We start from the raw sequence: 15,672 nt of genomic DNA on the forward strand, positions 1-15,672 counted from the left end.
ACGACGCCGCGCAGCATCCGCAACCACTGAACACGACGAGGATTTTCGCCATGGCACGCGCGCGCTGAACACGGGAGCAGACCCTCAGCGTGAGCCCCGCACGGAGAAGCGGTCGCCGTCCGTCTCGAACACCACGGTGCCCTCGAGGTCCGTCCGGTGGACCGCGAGCGGCCGCGCGGCGAACGTCGCGAGGGTCTGCACGTGCGGGTGGCCGTAGCGGTTCCTCACGCCACACGACACGACCACGTGGCTCGGGGCGACCGCGTCGACGAACGCGGGCGTCGAGGACGAGCGGCTCCCGTGGTGGCCGACCTTGAGCACGTCGGCGCGGAGGGACGCGCGCGTCGCCTCGCGTTTCACGAGGTCCTCTTCGGTGGTGTGCTCGGCGTCCCCCACGAAGAGCACCGACCGCGCGCCGTACGTGATGCGGAGGACGAACGAGTTGTCGTTGGTGCCGCGCGCGCTCGAGGGCCCGGGACATGGCGCGAGGACCTCGAAGATCGCGCCACCTACGTCGTGCTTTCCGCACAGCGAAGGAGGGCGCCTTACGATGGTCCCTCGCGCACGGAGCGCCGAGAGCGTCGCGGCATAGACGTGGGGGCCGAAGGGCGAAGCGCTCGGCTCGGACGACTCGACCTCGCCCGTATCCCACGCCTCGTCGACGCGCAGACCCGCGGTGGCCTCGGCGAGGCCCAAGAAGTGATCGGGGTGCGGATGCGAGATCACGACGGCCGCGAGCCGATCGCGACGGCGTGCGCGGAGGAGCGGCGCGAGCACACGCTCGCCGGGGTTCGTCGGGCTCCCCACGAGGCCCCCGGCGTCGATCAAGACAGCGTCTCCGCTCGGCAAATCCACGAGGGCCGCGTCCCCCTGGCCCACGTCGACGAACGTCACCCGGAGCACGCCCACCGGGGCCCCTTGGCGGCGCGCGACGACCTCCGAGACGAGGCCGACGAGCACGGCACCGACGAGGGCCACGGAGCGAAGGCGTGGCGCGACGACGGCGTCGTTCGCGCGTGGCCAGAGACCGACGAGGAGCCACACGGCCGCCACCGCCCCGAGCTCGGCGTCGGTCGGGCGGGGCAGCGCGATACGGCCGAGCCGGCTCGACGCCGTGGCGTGGGCGAGCGCGCGGACCACCACGAGCGCGCCACCTCCCGCGAGCGCGGCGCCACGCTCGGCCGCCGGGAGCGGAGAGAGCAGGGCGTGCCCGAGGCAGAGCGGCAGCGCGGCGACCTCGCCGACCGGGACGGCGACGAGGTTCGCGACGAGCCCCCCGAGAGAGATGGCGGGCCCCATGCGGAGCAGGATCGGCGCACACGGCACGGACGCCGCGACCGTGGTGGCGAGGCTCGCCATCACCGCCCGCACGACCTTGGGACCGCGCTCCGCGAGCGCCGCACCGAGCGGTCTCCCGAGCGCCACGAGGCCGAGCGTGGCCCCGGCCGACAGCACGAACGACACGTCGTACGCGGCCAGAGGATCCACGAGCGCCACGAGCACGATCGACACCCCGAGCGCGCGGAGAGGGCGCACACGCCGGCCGAGCGCGACGGCGCCGAGCGCCACCGAGAGCATGCACGCGGCGCGCACGGCCGAACCGCTCGAACCCGAAAAATCACAATAGATCCAACAGAATACGACACCCACGAACGACGCGACGCGCACGGGTGGGGCACGGAGCGCGAGCCACCTCACGCGCGCGAGGAGGGCCGCGAGCACGCCGACGAGACCGTTCACGGCGACCACGAGGTGCATGCCCGACACGGCGAGCAGGTGCGAGAGGCCGCTCTCTCGAAAGTCGCGCGCGTCGTCGCCGTCGAGGTCGGACTCGCCGAGAACGAGGGCCCGCGCGAGCCCGTTCGCGCCCGCTGGGAACGTCGCGTCGATGCGCGCGCGCACGTGAGCCCGCGCGGCGTCGATGTGTGCCCCGAGCCCGCGACCACGCGACACACGAAGCACGTCGGCCGCGCCTCCGGAGAGCACGACGAGCCCACGCGCGGACCCCGGCTCGTCGTCTCCCAGCTCGGGCACGGCGAAGCGCTGAGGAGGTCCGAGGCTCGCGACGAACGACACGCGGTCGCCTCGGCCGAGCGCCGCGCCCTCCCCTTCTCCCTCCGCGTCGGCGTAGAGCACGACCCGGCCCACGAGCGGTCGGAGCGACGAGCCCGCGGGGTCGGCCGCGTCGCACGCGAGGCGCACCTCGTCGAGCACGAGCCTCGTGGCCGCGGCGCGGCGCGTGGGAGAGACGGCGACCACGCCTTCGCCTTCGCACGGGAGAAGACGAGGTTTGCCGGGGGGCGCGGTGGGCACCTGCGCGGCGGCGGCGCGGGCGTCGACGATGGCGACGTGTGCGCGCGCGGCTCCGAGCGCCGTGGCGAGCACGAGCCCGAGCGCGAGCCCCGCCCTGCCCCGCCACGCGACGAGGGCCGCGGCGAGCACGACGACACACGCGACGACCGGCAGCGGGCCACGCGCGACGCACACGGCGCCCGCCGCGAGCGCCACGCCGAGGAGGAGAGCCGCGTCCATGGGAGGCGCCTTCGCATCGCGCGTGCCAGCGTGATTTCGCGAGGATTTACGGGGTTTCGACGCGACGGCGCCTGGCCTGGCCACCTTTGGGGGTGGCCCGGGCCACCCGTGAGATTCGGGGAGATCTCACCGACGTTACGAGGCGAGATCTCACCGACGGGGGCGAGATCTCACCGACGTTGACGCCAACCCCGCGAAACCTGGTGCGAGCACTCGACCCAAGAGCTCGGCGAGATCTCACCGACGTTGACGCCAACTCCGCGAAACCTGGTGCGAGATCTCACCGACGTTGACGCCAACTCCGCGAAACCTGGTGCGAGCCCTCACCGCGACCACCGCGCCGTCATCACCTCGACGGTCGGCTGCACGAGGGACGCCGCAGCCTGAGGCCCGGGCCCGGTCACGAGCTCGATGTCGCCCTTTCGGGCCCTCACGACCCGCGCCATGTTCGCGATGTCCGAGACCACCGAGGTCGAGGCCCCCGCCTCCGAGAGCACCTTGTGGGTGTTCACGTCGAAGGTAAACTGGATTTCCTTTCGCTCCGTCAGACCGACGTAGCTCTCGAAGGGGGGAAGCGAGGCGGTCGCTACGCCTTTGGCGAGCGGCTCGTCCGCCCCACCGACGCGAACCGTCACCGCGGCGAAGAGGGTCGGCCCATGGCAGATGGCCACCACGGGCAGCTTCTCGGCGAGGGCTCGGCTCATGAACGTGGCGACGTGCGGGTTGGCCGTGAGCCTTGCGCCCGACGGCGCCGCGCTCGAAGGCATGGCGACGGCCACGTCTTCGTTGAAACCGAGCCCACCGGCGAGATACACCGCGCCATACCGGCTCGCGTCGAGCGTCTCGGCCCCCGCCGCGCGACCGAGAATGTCGGCCGCCGCGCGCCCCGTCGGCCCCGCCGGGTCGAGGTCGGGTGGGCAGCCGAACCCGAGGGCGACCGTCTTCTTGGAGACCGAGAGGCTATCGCGCTGGAACGCAACCGGGCGCCCATCTGGCGTGAAGACCTGCAAAACGTAGCCCTTCGCGAGCATCGGCACGGCCCATCCCATGAGCTCCTGCCACTGCGCCCCATGCGAGCTCGCGATCACCGCGACCGAGCGCTCCCGAGGTGCCGAGGGGGTGAGGTCGGGCTTCGGGAGCTTCTCTTCGATCGTTCGGAGCCCCGCGTCGAGCCCGAGGCCGGGGCTCCGCGCGCTCCACACCCGCTCGAGGTGCCCACGCTCGAGCGCGTCGAGGGAGCGGTCGTTCGCCTTGGCGCGCACGGGCGCGTCCCAGAGGCCCATGCGCGGGAGCATCGCGAAGTACGTCGTGCGGTCCTTCGCCGTGAGCGCCGACGTCCGCGCGCGCGACAGCATGTCGACGAGCACCGAAACGTCCGCCTCCATGCGGGCGCCCACGAGCGACGCCACGAGCTCGGCCTCCTCGGCACGATCGAGCCGGACCAAGGGGCGAAACAGGCCGTCGCTTCGGATCGTGATCTCCGGATCCTCGTCGTAGAGCCGAATGTAGGCTGCACGTATCGCGTCGACCTCGTCGACCGAGAGGCCATCGAGGAGCCTTTTGGCCCCGGCGGTGCGCGCCGCGCGTTGCCCCGGGAATCGGTTCGTCGCGATCGACCGGAGCGCCTTCGCCATGCGCCCGGGGTCCTTCGAGGCGCGAGCCGCGTCGATCGATGCGGTCGAGATGGCGGACAGGTCGTCGTCGGCGGTCGCCTCGGGCGAATCGGCCTCGGCTCCGCATCCAGCTCCCGCGCTCACGAGGGCGAGCGCCAACATCCCGCGAAAGGCTACCGTCCCGAATTTCATCCGTTCCTCCCAATTTTCCGGCGCGGGCGCGATGTGCGTCAGCGTCGGGAAAAGGATGGCGATGAAGGACCGACACGCCACGGGCGCCACGCGACAAACGAGGGGCCTCTCACGACTCGCGGCGCTGCCAACGGTCCTTGGCGCGACGGAAGCTCTTGGGATCGGCGAACCCGAGCAGGAAGGCGGCCTCTTTCATGCTGAGGCCCGGTCGCGTCGCGACGCGCTCGGCGACGCTCCGTCGCACGGCGTCGACCACCTCTTGGAACGTCTTCGAGCGCGAGCGAAGGCGCCGCTGGAGCGTGCGAACGCCGACCCCGAGCTCGCGCGCCATACGCTCGATGGTGACCGTGCCCGAAGGGAGCGCGGAGACGATCGCGACCTCGAGAGCGGCGAGCAGGTCGTCTCCCCGTGGCAGGCGCTCGAGGAGGTGCTCGGCGCTCGGCACGAGGTACCGCTCGAGGGCCGGATCGTGCGGCAAGAGCCGGACCTCGAGGTTCTCCGAGAGAGCCCTCGCGAAGCGCACCCCGAGCAGCGGATCGGCGTGCTCGGCCGTGAGCTCCTCCCACAGGGCACACGCCGTCCCGTGGGAGAGGCGGGCGTCGGCGGCGAGGAGCGCGTCGAGCATCACGCCGTGCCGGGCGAGGACGGCCCTACGTTCGTCCGCGCTCGCGAGCTCGCGTTCGAGGAGCGCGACGGTCCACCGTGCGAGCATCGTGCCGTCTTCCGGAGGCAAAGGGGTCGGCGCGGCGGGCACGGGGCGCAGTATTCGTCCGGGGACGGCGCCGCACAAGCTCCGCGGACCTCTTCACGGAGGCGCGGGGCTCCCCTTACCGCGGCGTCGGGGGCGAAAAAAAACCGATGCCGCAGCGCGAAAGGCCACGGTTCTCGTTGGAAAAGCGCCACGGTCGTGAGATCGTTAGAGGGCCCGTGGGAGCCCCATGAGTCAGAGGTTCGTTCGCTGCCCGCACTGCGGAACCCCGCATGATGCGCGTGCGGTCGTGTGCCCGACCACGGGCCGACGCATGCGCGTGGACGGCCGTGGCGACGCCCCTCGCAAGTCCCGCAGCAGCGCGCCCCCCGCGTTCACCGCCAGCGCGCCGGCGAGCATCCAGCCCTTGACGCACGACGAGGACGAAGCGCCGCTCATCGGCCAGGTGCTCGGGAACCGCTACAAAATCCTGTCGATCCTCGGCTCGGGTGGCATGGGCATGGTCTACGAGGCCGAGCACCTCGGGCTCGAGCGCCAGGTCGCCGTGAAGGTGCTGAACCCGGTCCAGGCCAAGAAGAAGAACACCGTGAAGCGCTTCCAACAGGAGGCGCGCGCGGCGGGTGGCATCGGGCACCCGAACATCTGCGAGGTCTACGACATGGGCTGGCTCGAGGACGGCTGCCCGTACCTCGTCATGGAGCGGCTCCACGGCCAGACGCTCGCCGATCGCATCAAAAAAGCGGGGAATCTGCCCTTCCCCGAGATCGTCGAGGTGCTCTCTCAGGTGCTCGCGGGCCTCATGGCCGCGCACGAGAAGGGCATCATGCACCGGGACATCAAGCCCGAGAACATCTTCCTCGCGCGCCGCACGAACGCCGATCCCATCGCGAAAATCCTCGATTTCGGCGTGTCGAAGGGCATGGCCGGCGGGGCCGAGGAGCCGCTCGACCTCACGCGCACCGGCATGGTCATGGGCACGCCGTACTACATGTCGCCCGAGCAGGCGCGCGGCGAGCGCAACCTCGACGCACGGGTCGACGTGTACGCGTGCGGCGTGATGCTTTACGAATGCCTCACCGGTCGCAGGCCGTTCGTCGCCCCGAACTACAACGCCCTGCTCCTCCAGATCCTCACCGAGAACCCGCGCCCTGCGAGGGATCTTCGCCCCGACCTCCCGCCGGCCTTCGAGTCCGTCCTCCGCCGCGCGATGGCGCGAAACCGCGACGACCGCTACTCCACCGCGGGTGCGCTGCGACGCGATCTGCAGCAGCTCGGGAAGCAGCTCGGCTACCCCCACGAGCCCTCGGGGGCCGGCCGCGTCGACCTCAAGAAAGACGCCTTCCGGCCCGCCCACACCCCGCAGCCCCAAGCTCGCGAGGCGCAGCCCGCTCCGCCTCGTCCGACCGGCCCGCAAGAGCGCCCGCGCGCGCCCGAGTACCCGAACGTGCGCCCCGCCGCGGGTGCGCCTCCACGTGCTCCGGTCCAGGCCCCGCACCACCACGTCTCCCCGCTCGCCGCGCCATCTCCGCAAGCGCCGCAGGTCACACCCCACGCCGCGGTGCCACCGAGCGCGCCGCGTGAGCCCGCCCAAAACCTTCACGACCCGAAGCTCCGCCGCCAGACGGTGCGCATGAGCCCCCACGCGCAGGGCTTGCCTCCGCACATGCAGCCGCAGAGCGCGCAGAAGCCCCCGTCTGCGCCCGCGCCCGTCGCACGGCGCACCGAGCTCGGCCCCGTGGCGCCCCCCGCGCGACCGACGGACCCCGAGGATCTCCCCAAGCTCTTCGACACGAGCCCCAGCGCCGACGGCACGCCGAGCCCCCACGTGCGCCCGCACCCTGCAGCCAACCTGCGCGAGCGGCAGCCTCCCCCGCCCGCGATGGGGATGCGTCCCCACATCGAGCGCGTCGAGCGGTCCACGGAGCCGGTCCCTCCGCCGCGCATGAGCGAACGCAAGCCCGAGACCGTGCGAGGTGTGCCCGAGCTCCCACGTGTGCCCGAGCGGAGGACCGAGCCCGACTACGGCGACGGCCCCACGTTCGTCATCTCGCGCGAAGAAATCCTGGGCGACTTTCTAGCTGGTGGCCTCGGCGCCGACGTGTCGGACTGGGACGCCGAGACCACCGTGACGAGCGGCCCTCCCGAGTGGGTCGAAGAGACCCAGCGCGGCACGAAGCGGCCGACCTTCCCGCCGCCCGTCGCGCATTCCCCCGCGCCGGCGCCGTCCACCAAAGGGCAGACGACCGAGCGCGACCTCCGCAAGAAGCTCGAAGACGAGTACGGCGACATGCCGCTCGACGACGCGACCCTCGTGCACCGATCGCGGCTGCCGCGCCGCAAGTAGCGCCGCGCGACCGGCACGTGGATCGGGGTCGCTCGCCCAAGGAACGGCGAGGTCCTCGGGAGCGCGTGAGACGGGCCGCGAAATCCGCGAAACGCGCGTGGCATGCGTGTCGCAAGGTGAGGTGGGAGAGGCACCTTCATGCGCCGTAACTCCCTGTTCTTCCTCGTCGTTTCGCTGCTCGTCGCGTGCTCGGGCCCGTACACGGGGCAAGGGGAGCTCGCCACGGGGCTCCGCTCCGTTCCGTGCGTCGAGGGCGCGGCGTGCACCTGCGGAAACCTCACGCAGGGCACGCAGACCTGCCGCGCCCAGAAGAGCGTCTGCGCGTGCCCCGACGGCAGCGAGGTCCCGCTCGAGCCCGAAGAGAAGACCCCCGAAGCGACCGACGCGGGCCCGTCCACGCCGACGCAGGCGCCACCTCCTGCGGGCGACACGTGCGAGGCCGCGTCCCTCCAGAAGCTGCGAGTGCTCGAGCTCGCCCGCGGGGGTGAGATCCTGTTCGCCACCGACCTCGACGGCGCCACCGACACCTTCCGTTCGAGCTGCGTGCAGGCCGAGGGGCCCGACCTCGTCCAGCCGATCTACACGAAGTCGCAGGGCACGCTCGTCGTCGAGGTCGAGTCGACCTCGAGCTATACGGGGAGCCCCGTCCTCTACGCGAAGGCGACGTGCGCCGACACCCAAGATTTGAAGTGCGACTCGACGGGGCGCAGGCTCGAGATCCCGGTCGTAGCCAACAGAACGTACTTCCTGCATGTCGACGGGATCGCGCGCACCCAAGCCCCGGGCGCTCGCCTCACGTTGCGGGCGGAGCTCCGATGAGGACGCTCACCGCCGCGGCGTTCGGGCTCGTGCTCGTGCTCGGCTCCACGAGGGCCAGCGCGTTTTGTAGGGCGACGACGTGCAACGAGGCCAAACAGACCTGCGCCAAAGACGAAAAGGGCTGCATCACCGAGGGCACGCAGGTCTCGTGGCGCTCGTCGACGCTCGAGTACCACCTCCACGATCGAGGCACGCGAAAGCTCGTCCGCGCCGAGACACGGGCCGTGATCCGCGCGGCTTTCGGCACCTGGAGCGACGTGCTCTGCCCCGGGGATCTGCGCACGAGGCTAAGGTTCGTCGAGCGCGAGGACATCTCGCTCGATCCGTCCGAGTCCGCCGACCCGACCGACCCGACACGAAAGCTGAATGGTGTCTTCTTTCGGGACACGTCGTGGCCCTACGGCACGAAGAGCCCCCTCGCCTCGACGTTTCGCCTCTACGGCGACAAACAATCGAAGGGCACGATCACGAGCGCCCGCATCGAGGTCAACACCGCCGAGAAGGAGTTCTCACTCCCCGACGACGGCACGAACAAGACGGACCTCATGGCCGTCCTCGTGCACGAGATTGGCCACTTCATCGGTATCGGTCACTCGCGAGAGCCCGAGTCGATCATGATGGAAGCGTTCTGCGAAGAGGGCAATCGCTGCAACCTCGGGCGGAGGGCCTCACGAAGGCTCGCCGCGGACGATGTCGCCGCCGTGTGCGCGCTCTATCCGCCCGGAGAGCCCGAGGCCTCGGCGAGCGACGTACCCACGGCCACCCCACCCGAGGCGGGGTGCTCCGCCGGTGGCACGAGCCCCGAGGGCGCGCTCATCGCCCTGGGATTCGTCGCGTGCTTCGTCGCGGCGAGGCGTCGCCCGAGAGCCGTGAGGCACGAAGCCGCACCGTGAGCATGATCACGTAGAAGGCCGACGACGACGTACCCACGCCACCGCGAGGCCGACGAGCCCCAAACCCACGAGCGGAGCGTCGCTGCCTCCGCTGCTCGAACATCCACCACACCCGCGCACCTTCGTGGCCTCGGAGGGGGAGACCTGGGACGAGCCGCCGGAGGGCGAGACTTGGGGCGAGGCCTCGGAGCCGCCGCCGTGGAGCGCCTGCTCGGCCGCGAGGCCCGCGGGCAGTTTGCAGTAGAGGACGTCCCCTCGGTAGTTGCGTGTGAGAGGGCAAATCCATGTGTAGCCCTCGGCCTTCTGCGCGGCGTCTCGGTTCGAGGCGGCCTCGCCGGGCGACGTCGCTTCTTTCCACGGGCCGACCACACGGCACGGGGTCGGGCCGAGCGCCGGATCTTTCGCCACGATGCGCTTCGTGACCTCGGCTTGGACGCAGTCGCGCACCTGCTCGTCGGGCGGCGGGATGTCGGCGCGCGCGCCCCCCACGAGACCGAGCCAGGTGATCTGCGCGACGACGAACGACACCCCAAGACGTGCGTGCATGCCTCAGGATGCCACGCCTCTCCGGCCCCACCCGAGACCGAAATCCAGGATCGCCGCTTCAGCCCCCCGAGGCCACGAGCGCCGCGAGATCGTAACGCCGGTGACGCACGGGTGGGCAGAAGTAGTACCCGCCCGTAACCGGCCGTGAGTACGAGAAAATCGCGTCGCGAATGCCGTCGTCGAGGCCGGCCATGCGGCGCATCACGCGCTCGTAGGCGTCGAGCGACGCGCCGTAGGCGACGAAGACGAGGCCGTGCTCCTTGGTCGACCCATAGGGCATCGAGCGGCGCAGCATGAAGGCCTCGGGCGTGAAGCTCTCTTGGGCGGACCGCTTCACGTGCGCGCTCTCGGGTGCGTCGGAAAGCTCTTCGTTCGTGTCGCGCGAGCGGCCGATGACGTGGTCCCGCGCGGCGGGCGACATCGCCTCGAGCGCGGAGAGCGTGTGCACCCACCTCTGCACCGCGACGAAGCTGCCGCCTTTGCCTGGCCCCTCGGCGACGAGCGCCACCTCGGCCGCGCGCTCTTCGGGGTTCTCGGTGCCATCCTCGTAGCCCGAGAGATCCCGGCCGCCGGCGTACGAGAACGCGGGCACGTCCTCGACGACTCGCACCTCGCCGAGCGCCGCCACGAGCTCACGTGCACGATGCACACGTTCGCCACCATCGCCCCCCGAGAGGAACACGAAGAGCGCCCCTTGCGTCGACGGGACGCCCACCGAAGGCCCCGCCAAGGCTGGAAAACCTCGCAGGCCTTCGACCGCGAGGCCCGCGCCGCGCACGAGCGGCTCGCCGAGGCCGAGCACCATGTCGTCACGCGCGTCGAGGCGCTTCACCGCCTCGAGGACGTGCGCGGCGGCGCCGACGTGGGCCAGATCGAAGGTGAGGAACGTGCCCTCGGAGGGCACCTCGGCGAGCACGGCAGGCTGATGCGTCGTGGTCTCGGACATGGCGAGGTCATAGCGCACGAGGGCGCGCACGGGGAGCCCGTGGTCGCGTCACTCCTCGCCGAGCTCGTGCAAGAGGAACGCGTAGATGTCGGCGCTCTCGGCGATCTCGGCGTCGAGCGGCGTGCCCTTGCCGTGCCCGGTGCCCGCCGAGGCACGGAGCAGGATGGGCTTGTCCGAGCTCGTGGCGGCTTGCAGGCGCGCCACCATCTTGCGCGAGTGGTACGGATCGACGCGCGGGTCGTTCGCGCCCGTCGTGAAGAGCACGGCCGGATACGCGACGCCGTCCTTCACGTTGTGGAGCGGCGAGTACGCGTAGAGCGCCCGAAACTGCGCCTCGTCCTTCACGGTGCCGTACTCGGGCACGTTGAACGCTCCGTTCGGTGTGAGCTCGACGCGGAGCATGTCGTAGATGCCGACGCGGCTCACGATCGCGCGGAACGTGTCGGGGTGCTGCACCAAGGTCGCGCCCATGAGGAGCCCGCCGTTCGAGCCGCCCATCGCCGCGAGCTTGTCGTGCCGGGTGTACCCCTCCGACACGAGCGCCTCGGCGCACGCGTGGAAGTCGTCGAACACGTTCTGCTTCTTCGTAAGGTTGCCGGCCATGTGCCAGGCCTCGCCGTACTCGCCGCCTCCTCGCAGATTGGCCTCGGCGAACACCCCTCCCCGGTCGAGCCAGAGGCGCGTGAGCGCGCGGAGGCGAGGCTTTCGGCTCACGTTGTAGCCGCCGTAGCCGGTGAGCAACGTGGGGCGCTTGCCGTCGAGCGGCGTGCCCTTCTTGCGGAGCACGTTCAAAGGCACCTTGGTGCCATCCTTCGACGTGCAGGTCGTGCGCAGGACCTCCGTGTCCGAGAAGTCGATCGTCTCTTTCTCGGCGAGCGCCGTCTTGGTGACGGTGCCGGCCTTGGCGTCATACCGGAAATACGCGGGCGGGGACGTGTAGCTCTGGCTCTCGAAGACGACGTCGTCGCCATCACGGAGGATGCGCTCGACCGAGACCACCGGGGGCAGCGGGAGCACCTTCGTGTCACCCTTCTTGGTCGTCGAGACCGCGCGGATGCGCGAGGGGCCGCCCACGAGATCGACGAGGTACGCCGTGTCGCCCGTGACGACGAGCTGCTCGACCACGCCGTCGCTCTCGGGCACGAAGTACTCGGTCGAGAGCTCGTCCGCGAGGTTGGGGATACGGAGCACCTGGCCACGCGGCGCCTTGTCCCTCGAGACGACGTAGAGCTTGCCGTCTTTGCCGAAGGTCGCCTGGCCCCACTTGTTCTTGAAGGTCGAGAGGCGAGTCCAGGCCTTGCCGTCGTAGACGTGGTGCTCGACCTCGCCGCCGTCGCCGTTGGCCACACGCGCGAGCACCTTCCTGCCGTCGTCCGAGGTCTCGAGCTCCACCTCGGCGATGCGCGGAAACTCTTTTCCGATCGAGTAGTTATCGGAGCTCGGAGGCGCCCCGAGGCGGTGCTCGTAGACCTGCTGGTAAAAGCCCATGTCGGCCTCGGCGCGCTCTCCTTTGCGCGGGTAGCGCGTGTAGAAGAAGGCCGTGCCCTGCGCGTTCCACGCGAGGCTGCCCCCGGCGGTGCCGCCGTGCACACGCTCGATCGTGTCGCCCTTGCGCTCCTTGCCCGTCGCGACCTCGAACACGTGCACGTCACCGCTCTCGGAGCCACCCTTCGAGAGCGACACGGCCACGAGCTTCCCGTCGCGCGAGGGCACGAACCAATCGATCGTCGTGCCGCCCGAAGGGTCGAGCACGTTCGGGTCGAGCACGGTGCTCACCTTCGCGCTCGCGTCGAGCGAGGTGCGCAGCACGAGGAACGGCTGCTGCTTCGGAGGCTCCTCGACGAGCACGAGCCACGCCTTGCCGGCCTTCGTGAGCTCCGAGACGCGCCCGCCCTTCTTCCCGAGGAGCTCGCGCACACGCGCCTCGATCGCAGGTCGCCCACGGAGCCCGTCGAGCACGGTGCGCGTGAGGGCGTTCTGGGCCTCGGTGAGCTTCTGGACGGCGGGATTCGACGAATCTTCGAGCCACTGGTAGCCCGCGGTGACCTCGGTGCCGAAGTAGGTCGTCGTCGTGGGGCGCACGTCCACCGCGGGGTACGGGAGCTTCTTCACGACGGGCGTCGCCGACGCGGAGGCGCTCGGTGGCGGCGCGGACGGAGCCACGACCGGGCCCCGCGGAGGCGCCACGGGAGGCGCGCCTTCGCACGCAAAGAGAGCCACGACGAGAGAGCACGGGAGCACGCGAGTCAGCCTCATGGCCGCGCAGCATAGTGGAGAGAGGGAAGAGAACGAGAGAGAAGGTGCCCCCACCGCCGGGTGCTCGGCCTACGCGGCAGAAGAGAGAAGGTGCCCCCACCGCCGGGTGCTCGGCCTACGCAGCAGAAGAGAGAAGGGGTGCCCCCACCGCCGGGTGCTCGGCCTAACGGCCTGCGCGCCCGACACCTCCCCCAAAATCCGTTCTCGGCTTTGCTTCTCCACGTGACGGCGCGTTCACTCGCTTTCGCAAAGCCTGCGAGCGGATAGGGGGAGGTGAAGAGCCCGTGGGGCTCGCGGCTCGCTCGAGCGAGCCGCGCGTACCGCGAGCTCTGCGTCTCCCCCTGAGCGCGCGGAGGGCGGAGCCCGAGCACGCGATGGGGGGGAGACCGCAGGCGCGCAGGCCGGTAGGCCGAGCACCTGCGAGTGGGGGCACCTTTGCTCGATCTCTCGAGCCGTACGAGTGGGGGCACCTTGCTCCCGTGAGGACCGGTGGGGGGGCGCTCCACGTTCGCTTTCGGCAGAGCTATCCTATCGAAACCACGAGCAAATCGTCACCTCACACGGCTCGGTGTCGATTTCACGCAACGCCCCGACCGTGAGCGCCGACCTGGCCCACGCAAGGTGGGTAGCGCGATGAAGAAGCTCTCGTTCTCGGTCGGTCTCGTGGGTCTCGGGTTCCTTGCGGCGGCGTGCTCGGGTGGGGATGGCGAGCCCGCGCCGCTTCCCACGGGAGCGGGAACGGCGACCCTCGCGGCGAAGCTGGAGGCAGACCTCGGGGTGCCGGTGTACGTCGATCAGCAAGGTCGGCGCACCTTCGCGATGACACGAGGTGAAGGTCGAGTCGTCGCGGCGACCGACCGCTCGACCGCGGTGTCGACGTGGCTCGAGGCGTACCGCTCGGAGCTCGGCGTCGCGCCAGGCGTGACGCTTCGACCGAGCGCGGAGGCCACCGACGCGATGGGCCTGCGTCACGTCCTCGTGACCGCCGGCATTCCGGACGACGTCGCTTCGGGTGGGCTCGGCGTCGACGTCACGCTCGACGAGGCGGGACACGTCGCGAGCATCTCCGGCGACCTCGAGGGGATGGACCGTGAGCTCGTGCCGGCCCTCTCGAAGGAAGAGGCATCGAAGCGCATGCTCGCGCACCTCGCCACGTCCCCGGAGACCGCAGGTCTCGACGTGACGGCCCCGGAGCTCCGGCTGGGGACGCGCGACGACGGGAAGGTCGACTTGGTCTACGAATCCGGGATTGGCTCCACGATGGACGCGATCGTCGTGTCGGCGACGGATGGAACCGTGCTCAGCGTCGGAGACGGTGGCCTGCATGCCTTCGCCGAGGCCAAGTCCGTCCGGAATTACATCGACGGAACGTTCTCGGCCAAGGGGCACACGCTGAACGTGGGCTACGAGCTCACCGAGGGCAACACGGTCCACGACGACAAATACTCGCTGATTCGGGCAGGCGACTCGAACACGACGCGGATCGTGACCTATGGGCACAAGGGTTTCAGCGAAGACAAGACGGCGATCACGCTGCCTATCCTCAAAGACTCTTTCCAAGAGTTCGACGCCGACGGAAGCAAGGAGCAGGCGTATCTCGGCGCTGGCAAGGGCGCCGCCGTGGACGCCCATCATTGGATAAGTGCGGCGGACTCGTGGTACTCGCGTACCTTCGGCGAGCCCCTCGGCCGCCCCGACCCGAGCGGCAAGGTCCGAGGCAACGTCCTCAATATCGTGGTGCACCGAAACGACGCCAAGCCGAACGATGGAGCCTCTCGCTACGAGGCGACCTACGTCCCGGGTGCCAACGCCATCTACTTTGGCGATGGTGGCATCGGGAAGCCGACGAGCGAGGGTACAGGCGCGACGCTTCCCTTCCCCGGCAGGACGGCGCATCCCTTCGTCATCGCGCCGGACGTCACGGGTCACGAAGCGGGGCACATCATCCTCGCGCGACGCGGTCTGCAAGCGTACGGCGAGGCGGGGGTGATCCACGAGGGGCTGTCGGACGTGCTGGGGAAGCTCTTCGAGCTCGCCGAGCTCAAGCGGATCCAGCGTCCTGACCTCGTCGGGTACGAGATGTTCGAGGACGGGCGCGGCTTGAGAAACCTCGCGAGGCCTTCGCGCGTAGACGGCGCGTTTGGGTACAAGGCCGCCGACGCCATGGGCACCGCCGCCTACGAATGTCCGGACAATCGCGACAAGGGATGTGTTCACTCGCGAGCCACCGTCATCGGACATGCCTTTTACCTCATGACCTTCGGAGGCCGGAACGAGTCGACCGGGATCTTGATCCCCAAGGGAGTGGGCCTCGAGATCGCAACTTCCCTGTGGACGGCGTTGCTCCCGAAGCCGCCGGCCGGGGCGCCAGCAGGCTACGTGCCACCGACGATCGAAATGATCGCGAAACGACAGCTCGCCCACGCGCTCCGCATCTACGGGTCGTCGGTTCTCGCGGGGAAGGCCGAGCTGCCCTACCAAGTTGCTGCGGTGGCCTGCGCGTGGGAAGCGGTCGGGGTCCTGAAGCCCGGGCACGTTCTGGGCATCACCGGTGTCCCGTCCCTCTGCCTGCGCGCGAGCTCTTCGCAGTCGTGCGTGGGCCGGCCGGACGGCACGTACTGCGATCCCGAGCACCCGTACTCGAACGTCACCTGCCGCAACGGGGGAATCGCGGGCGCGCTCCCACAATGTGCGACCAATATGCGCTGCGTGTCCGCCGGATTCGACTATCAGGACAAGGCCGTCGTTCGAGATGGCGCCGTGGTGTGCGAGTGAGCCATGCCTCCTTCCGTCGCGCGTCCGGTGGAAATGCCGCCGGGCGT

General features: G+C 70.2%; 10 protein-coding genes. 4 read left to right on the forward strand and 6 right to left on the reverse strand.

Translation table 11 applies throughout. The features are described 5' to 3' along the window. Positions 1 to 84: 84 nt before the first annotated feature. The 3 genes from IPK71_01295 to IPK71_01305 form a co-directional block, all read right to left on the reverse strand. Entirely contained in the window at positions 85 to 2,532 is a 2,448-nt protein-coding gene (locus tag IPK71_01295) for a DNA internalization-related competence protein ComEC/Rec2 (protein ID MBK8212358.1), read from the reverse strand. A 323-nt stretch (positions 2,533 to 2,855) separates the two neighbouring features. Beyond that, on the reverse strand, positions 2,856 to 4,337 hold the full coding sequence (locus IPK71_01300) for a hypothetical protein (GenBank protein ID MBK8212359.1): 1,482 nt from the start codon (positions 4,335 to 4,337) through the stop codon (positions 2,856 to 2,858). A 109-nt stretch (positions 4,338 to 4,446) separates the two neighbouring features. Further along, positions 4,447 to 5,049, reverse strand: a complete 603-nt coding sequence (locus tag IPK71_01305) for a helix-turn-helix domain-containing protein (protein ID MBK8212360.1) — start codon at positions 5,047 to 5,049, stop codon at positions 4,447 to 4,449. 226 nt (positions 5,050 to 5,275) lie between these two features. Here IPK71_01305 and IPK71_01310 point away from each other — a divergent pair, with 226 nt between their 5' ends. The 3 genes from IPK71_01310 to IPK71_01320 all read left to right on the forward strand — a co-directional run bounded on the left by IPK71_01310 (position 5,276) and on the right by IPK71_01320 (position 9,102). Beyond that, a complete protein-coding gene (locus IPK71_01310; protein ID MBK8212361.1) occupies positions 5,276 to 7,390 on the forward strand; it encodes a protein kinase in 2,115 nt (704 codons plus the stop codon). Between the two features lie 138 nt (positions 7,391 to 7,528). Further along, positions 7,529 to 8,209, forward strand: coding sequence for a hypothetical protein (locus tag IPK71_01315; GenBank protein MBK8212362.1), 681 nt, complete (start codon positions 7,529 to 7,531; stop codon positions 8,207 to 8,209). Further along, the gene (locus IPK71_01320; GenBank protein ID MBK8212363.1) at positions 8,206 to 9,102 is read left to right on the forward strand and encodes a matrixin family metalloprotease; all 897 of its coding nucleotides are present in this window, start codon (positions 8,206 to 8,208) and stop codon (positions 9,100 to 9,102) included. The genes IPK71_01315 and IPK71_01320 overlap by 4 nt, the downstream gene beginning before the upstream one ends. A 6-nt stretch (positions 9,103 to 9,108) precedes the next feature. Here the strand turns inward: IPK71_01320 and IPK71_01325 are convergent, their stop codons facing one another. Genes IPK71_01325 through IPK71_01335 form a run of 3 tightly spaced genes read right to left on the reverse strand, consistent with a single transcriptional unit; the run spans position 9,109 to position 12,850 of the window. Further along, on the reverse strand, positions 9,109 to 9,648 hold the full coding sequence (locus IPK71_01325; GenBank protein MBK8212364.1) for an MYXO-CTERM sorting domain-containing protein: 540 nt from the start codon (positions 9,646 to 9,648) through the stop codon (positions 9,109 to 9,111). A gap of 58 nt (positions 9,649 to 9,706) precedes the next feature. After that, positions 9,707 to 10,594, reverse strand: a complete 888-nt coding sequence (locus IPK71_01330; protein MBK8212365.1) for a Dyp-type peroxidase — start codon at positions 10,592 to 10,594, stop codon at positions 9,707 to 9,709. 48 nt (positions 10,595 to 10,642) lie between these two features. Beyond that, positions 10,643 to 12,850 carry a S9 family peptidase gene (locus tag IPK71_01335; GenBank protein MBK8212366.1) on the reverse strand — a complete coding sequence of 736 codons (2,208 nt, stop codon included), beginning with the start codon at positions 12,848 to 12,850 and terminating at the stop codon, positions 10,643 to 10,645. Positions 12,851 to 13,483: 633 nt separating this feature from the next. Between IPK71_01335 and IPK71_01340 the strand changes: the two genes are divergently transcribed. Continuing rightward, positions 13,484 to 15,625, forward strand: a complete 2,142-nt coding sequence (locus IPK71_01340; GenBank protein ID MBK8212367.1) for a M4 family metallopeptidase — start codon at positions 13,484 to 13,486, stop codon at positions 15,623 to 15,625. The last annotated feature ends 47 nt before the right edge of the window (positions 15,626 to 15,672 follow it).

Source organism: Myxococcales bacterium, assembly GCA_016712525.1.
In the GTDB taxonomy this organism is placed as follows: domain Bacteria; phylum Myxococcota_A; class Polyangia; order Polyangiales; family Polyangiaceae; genus JAAFHV01.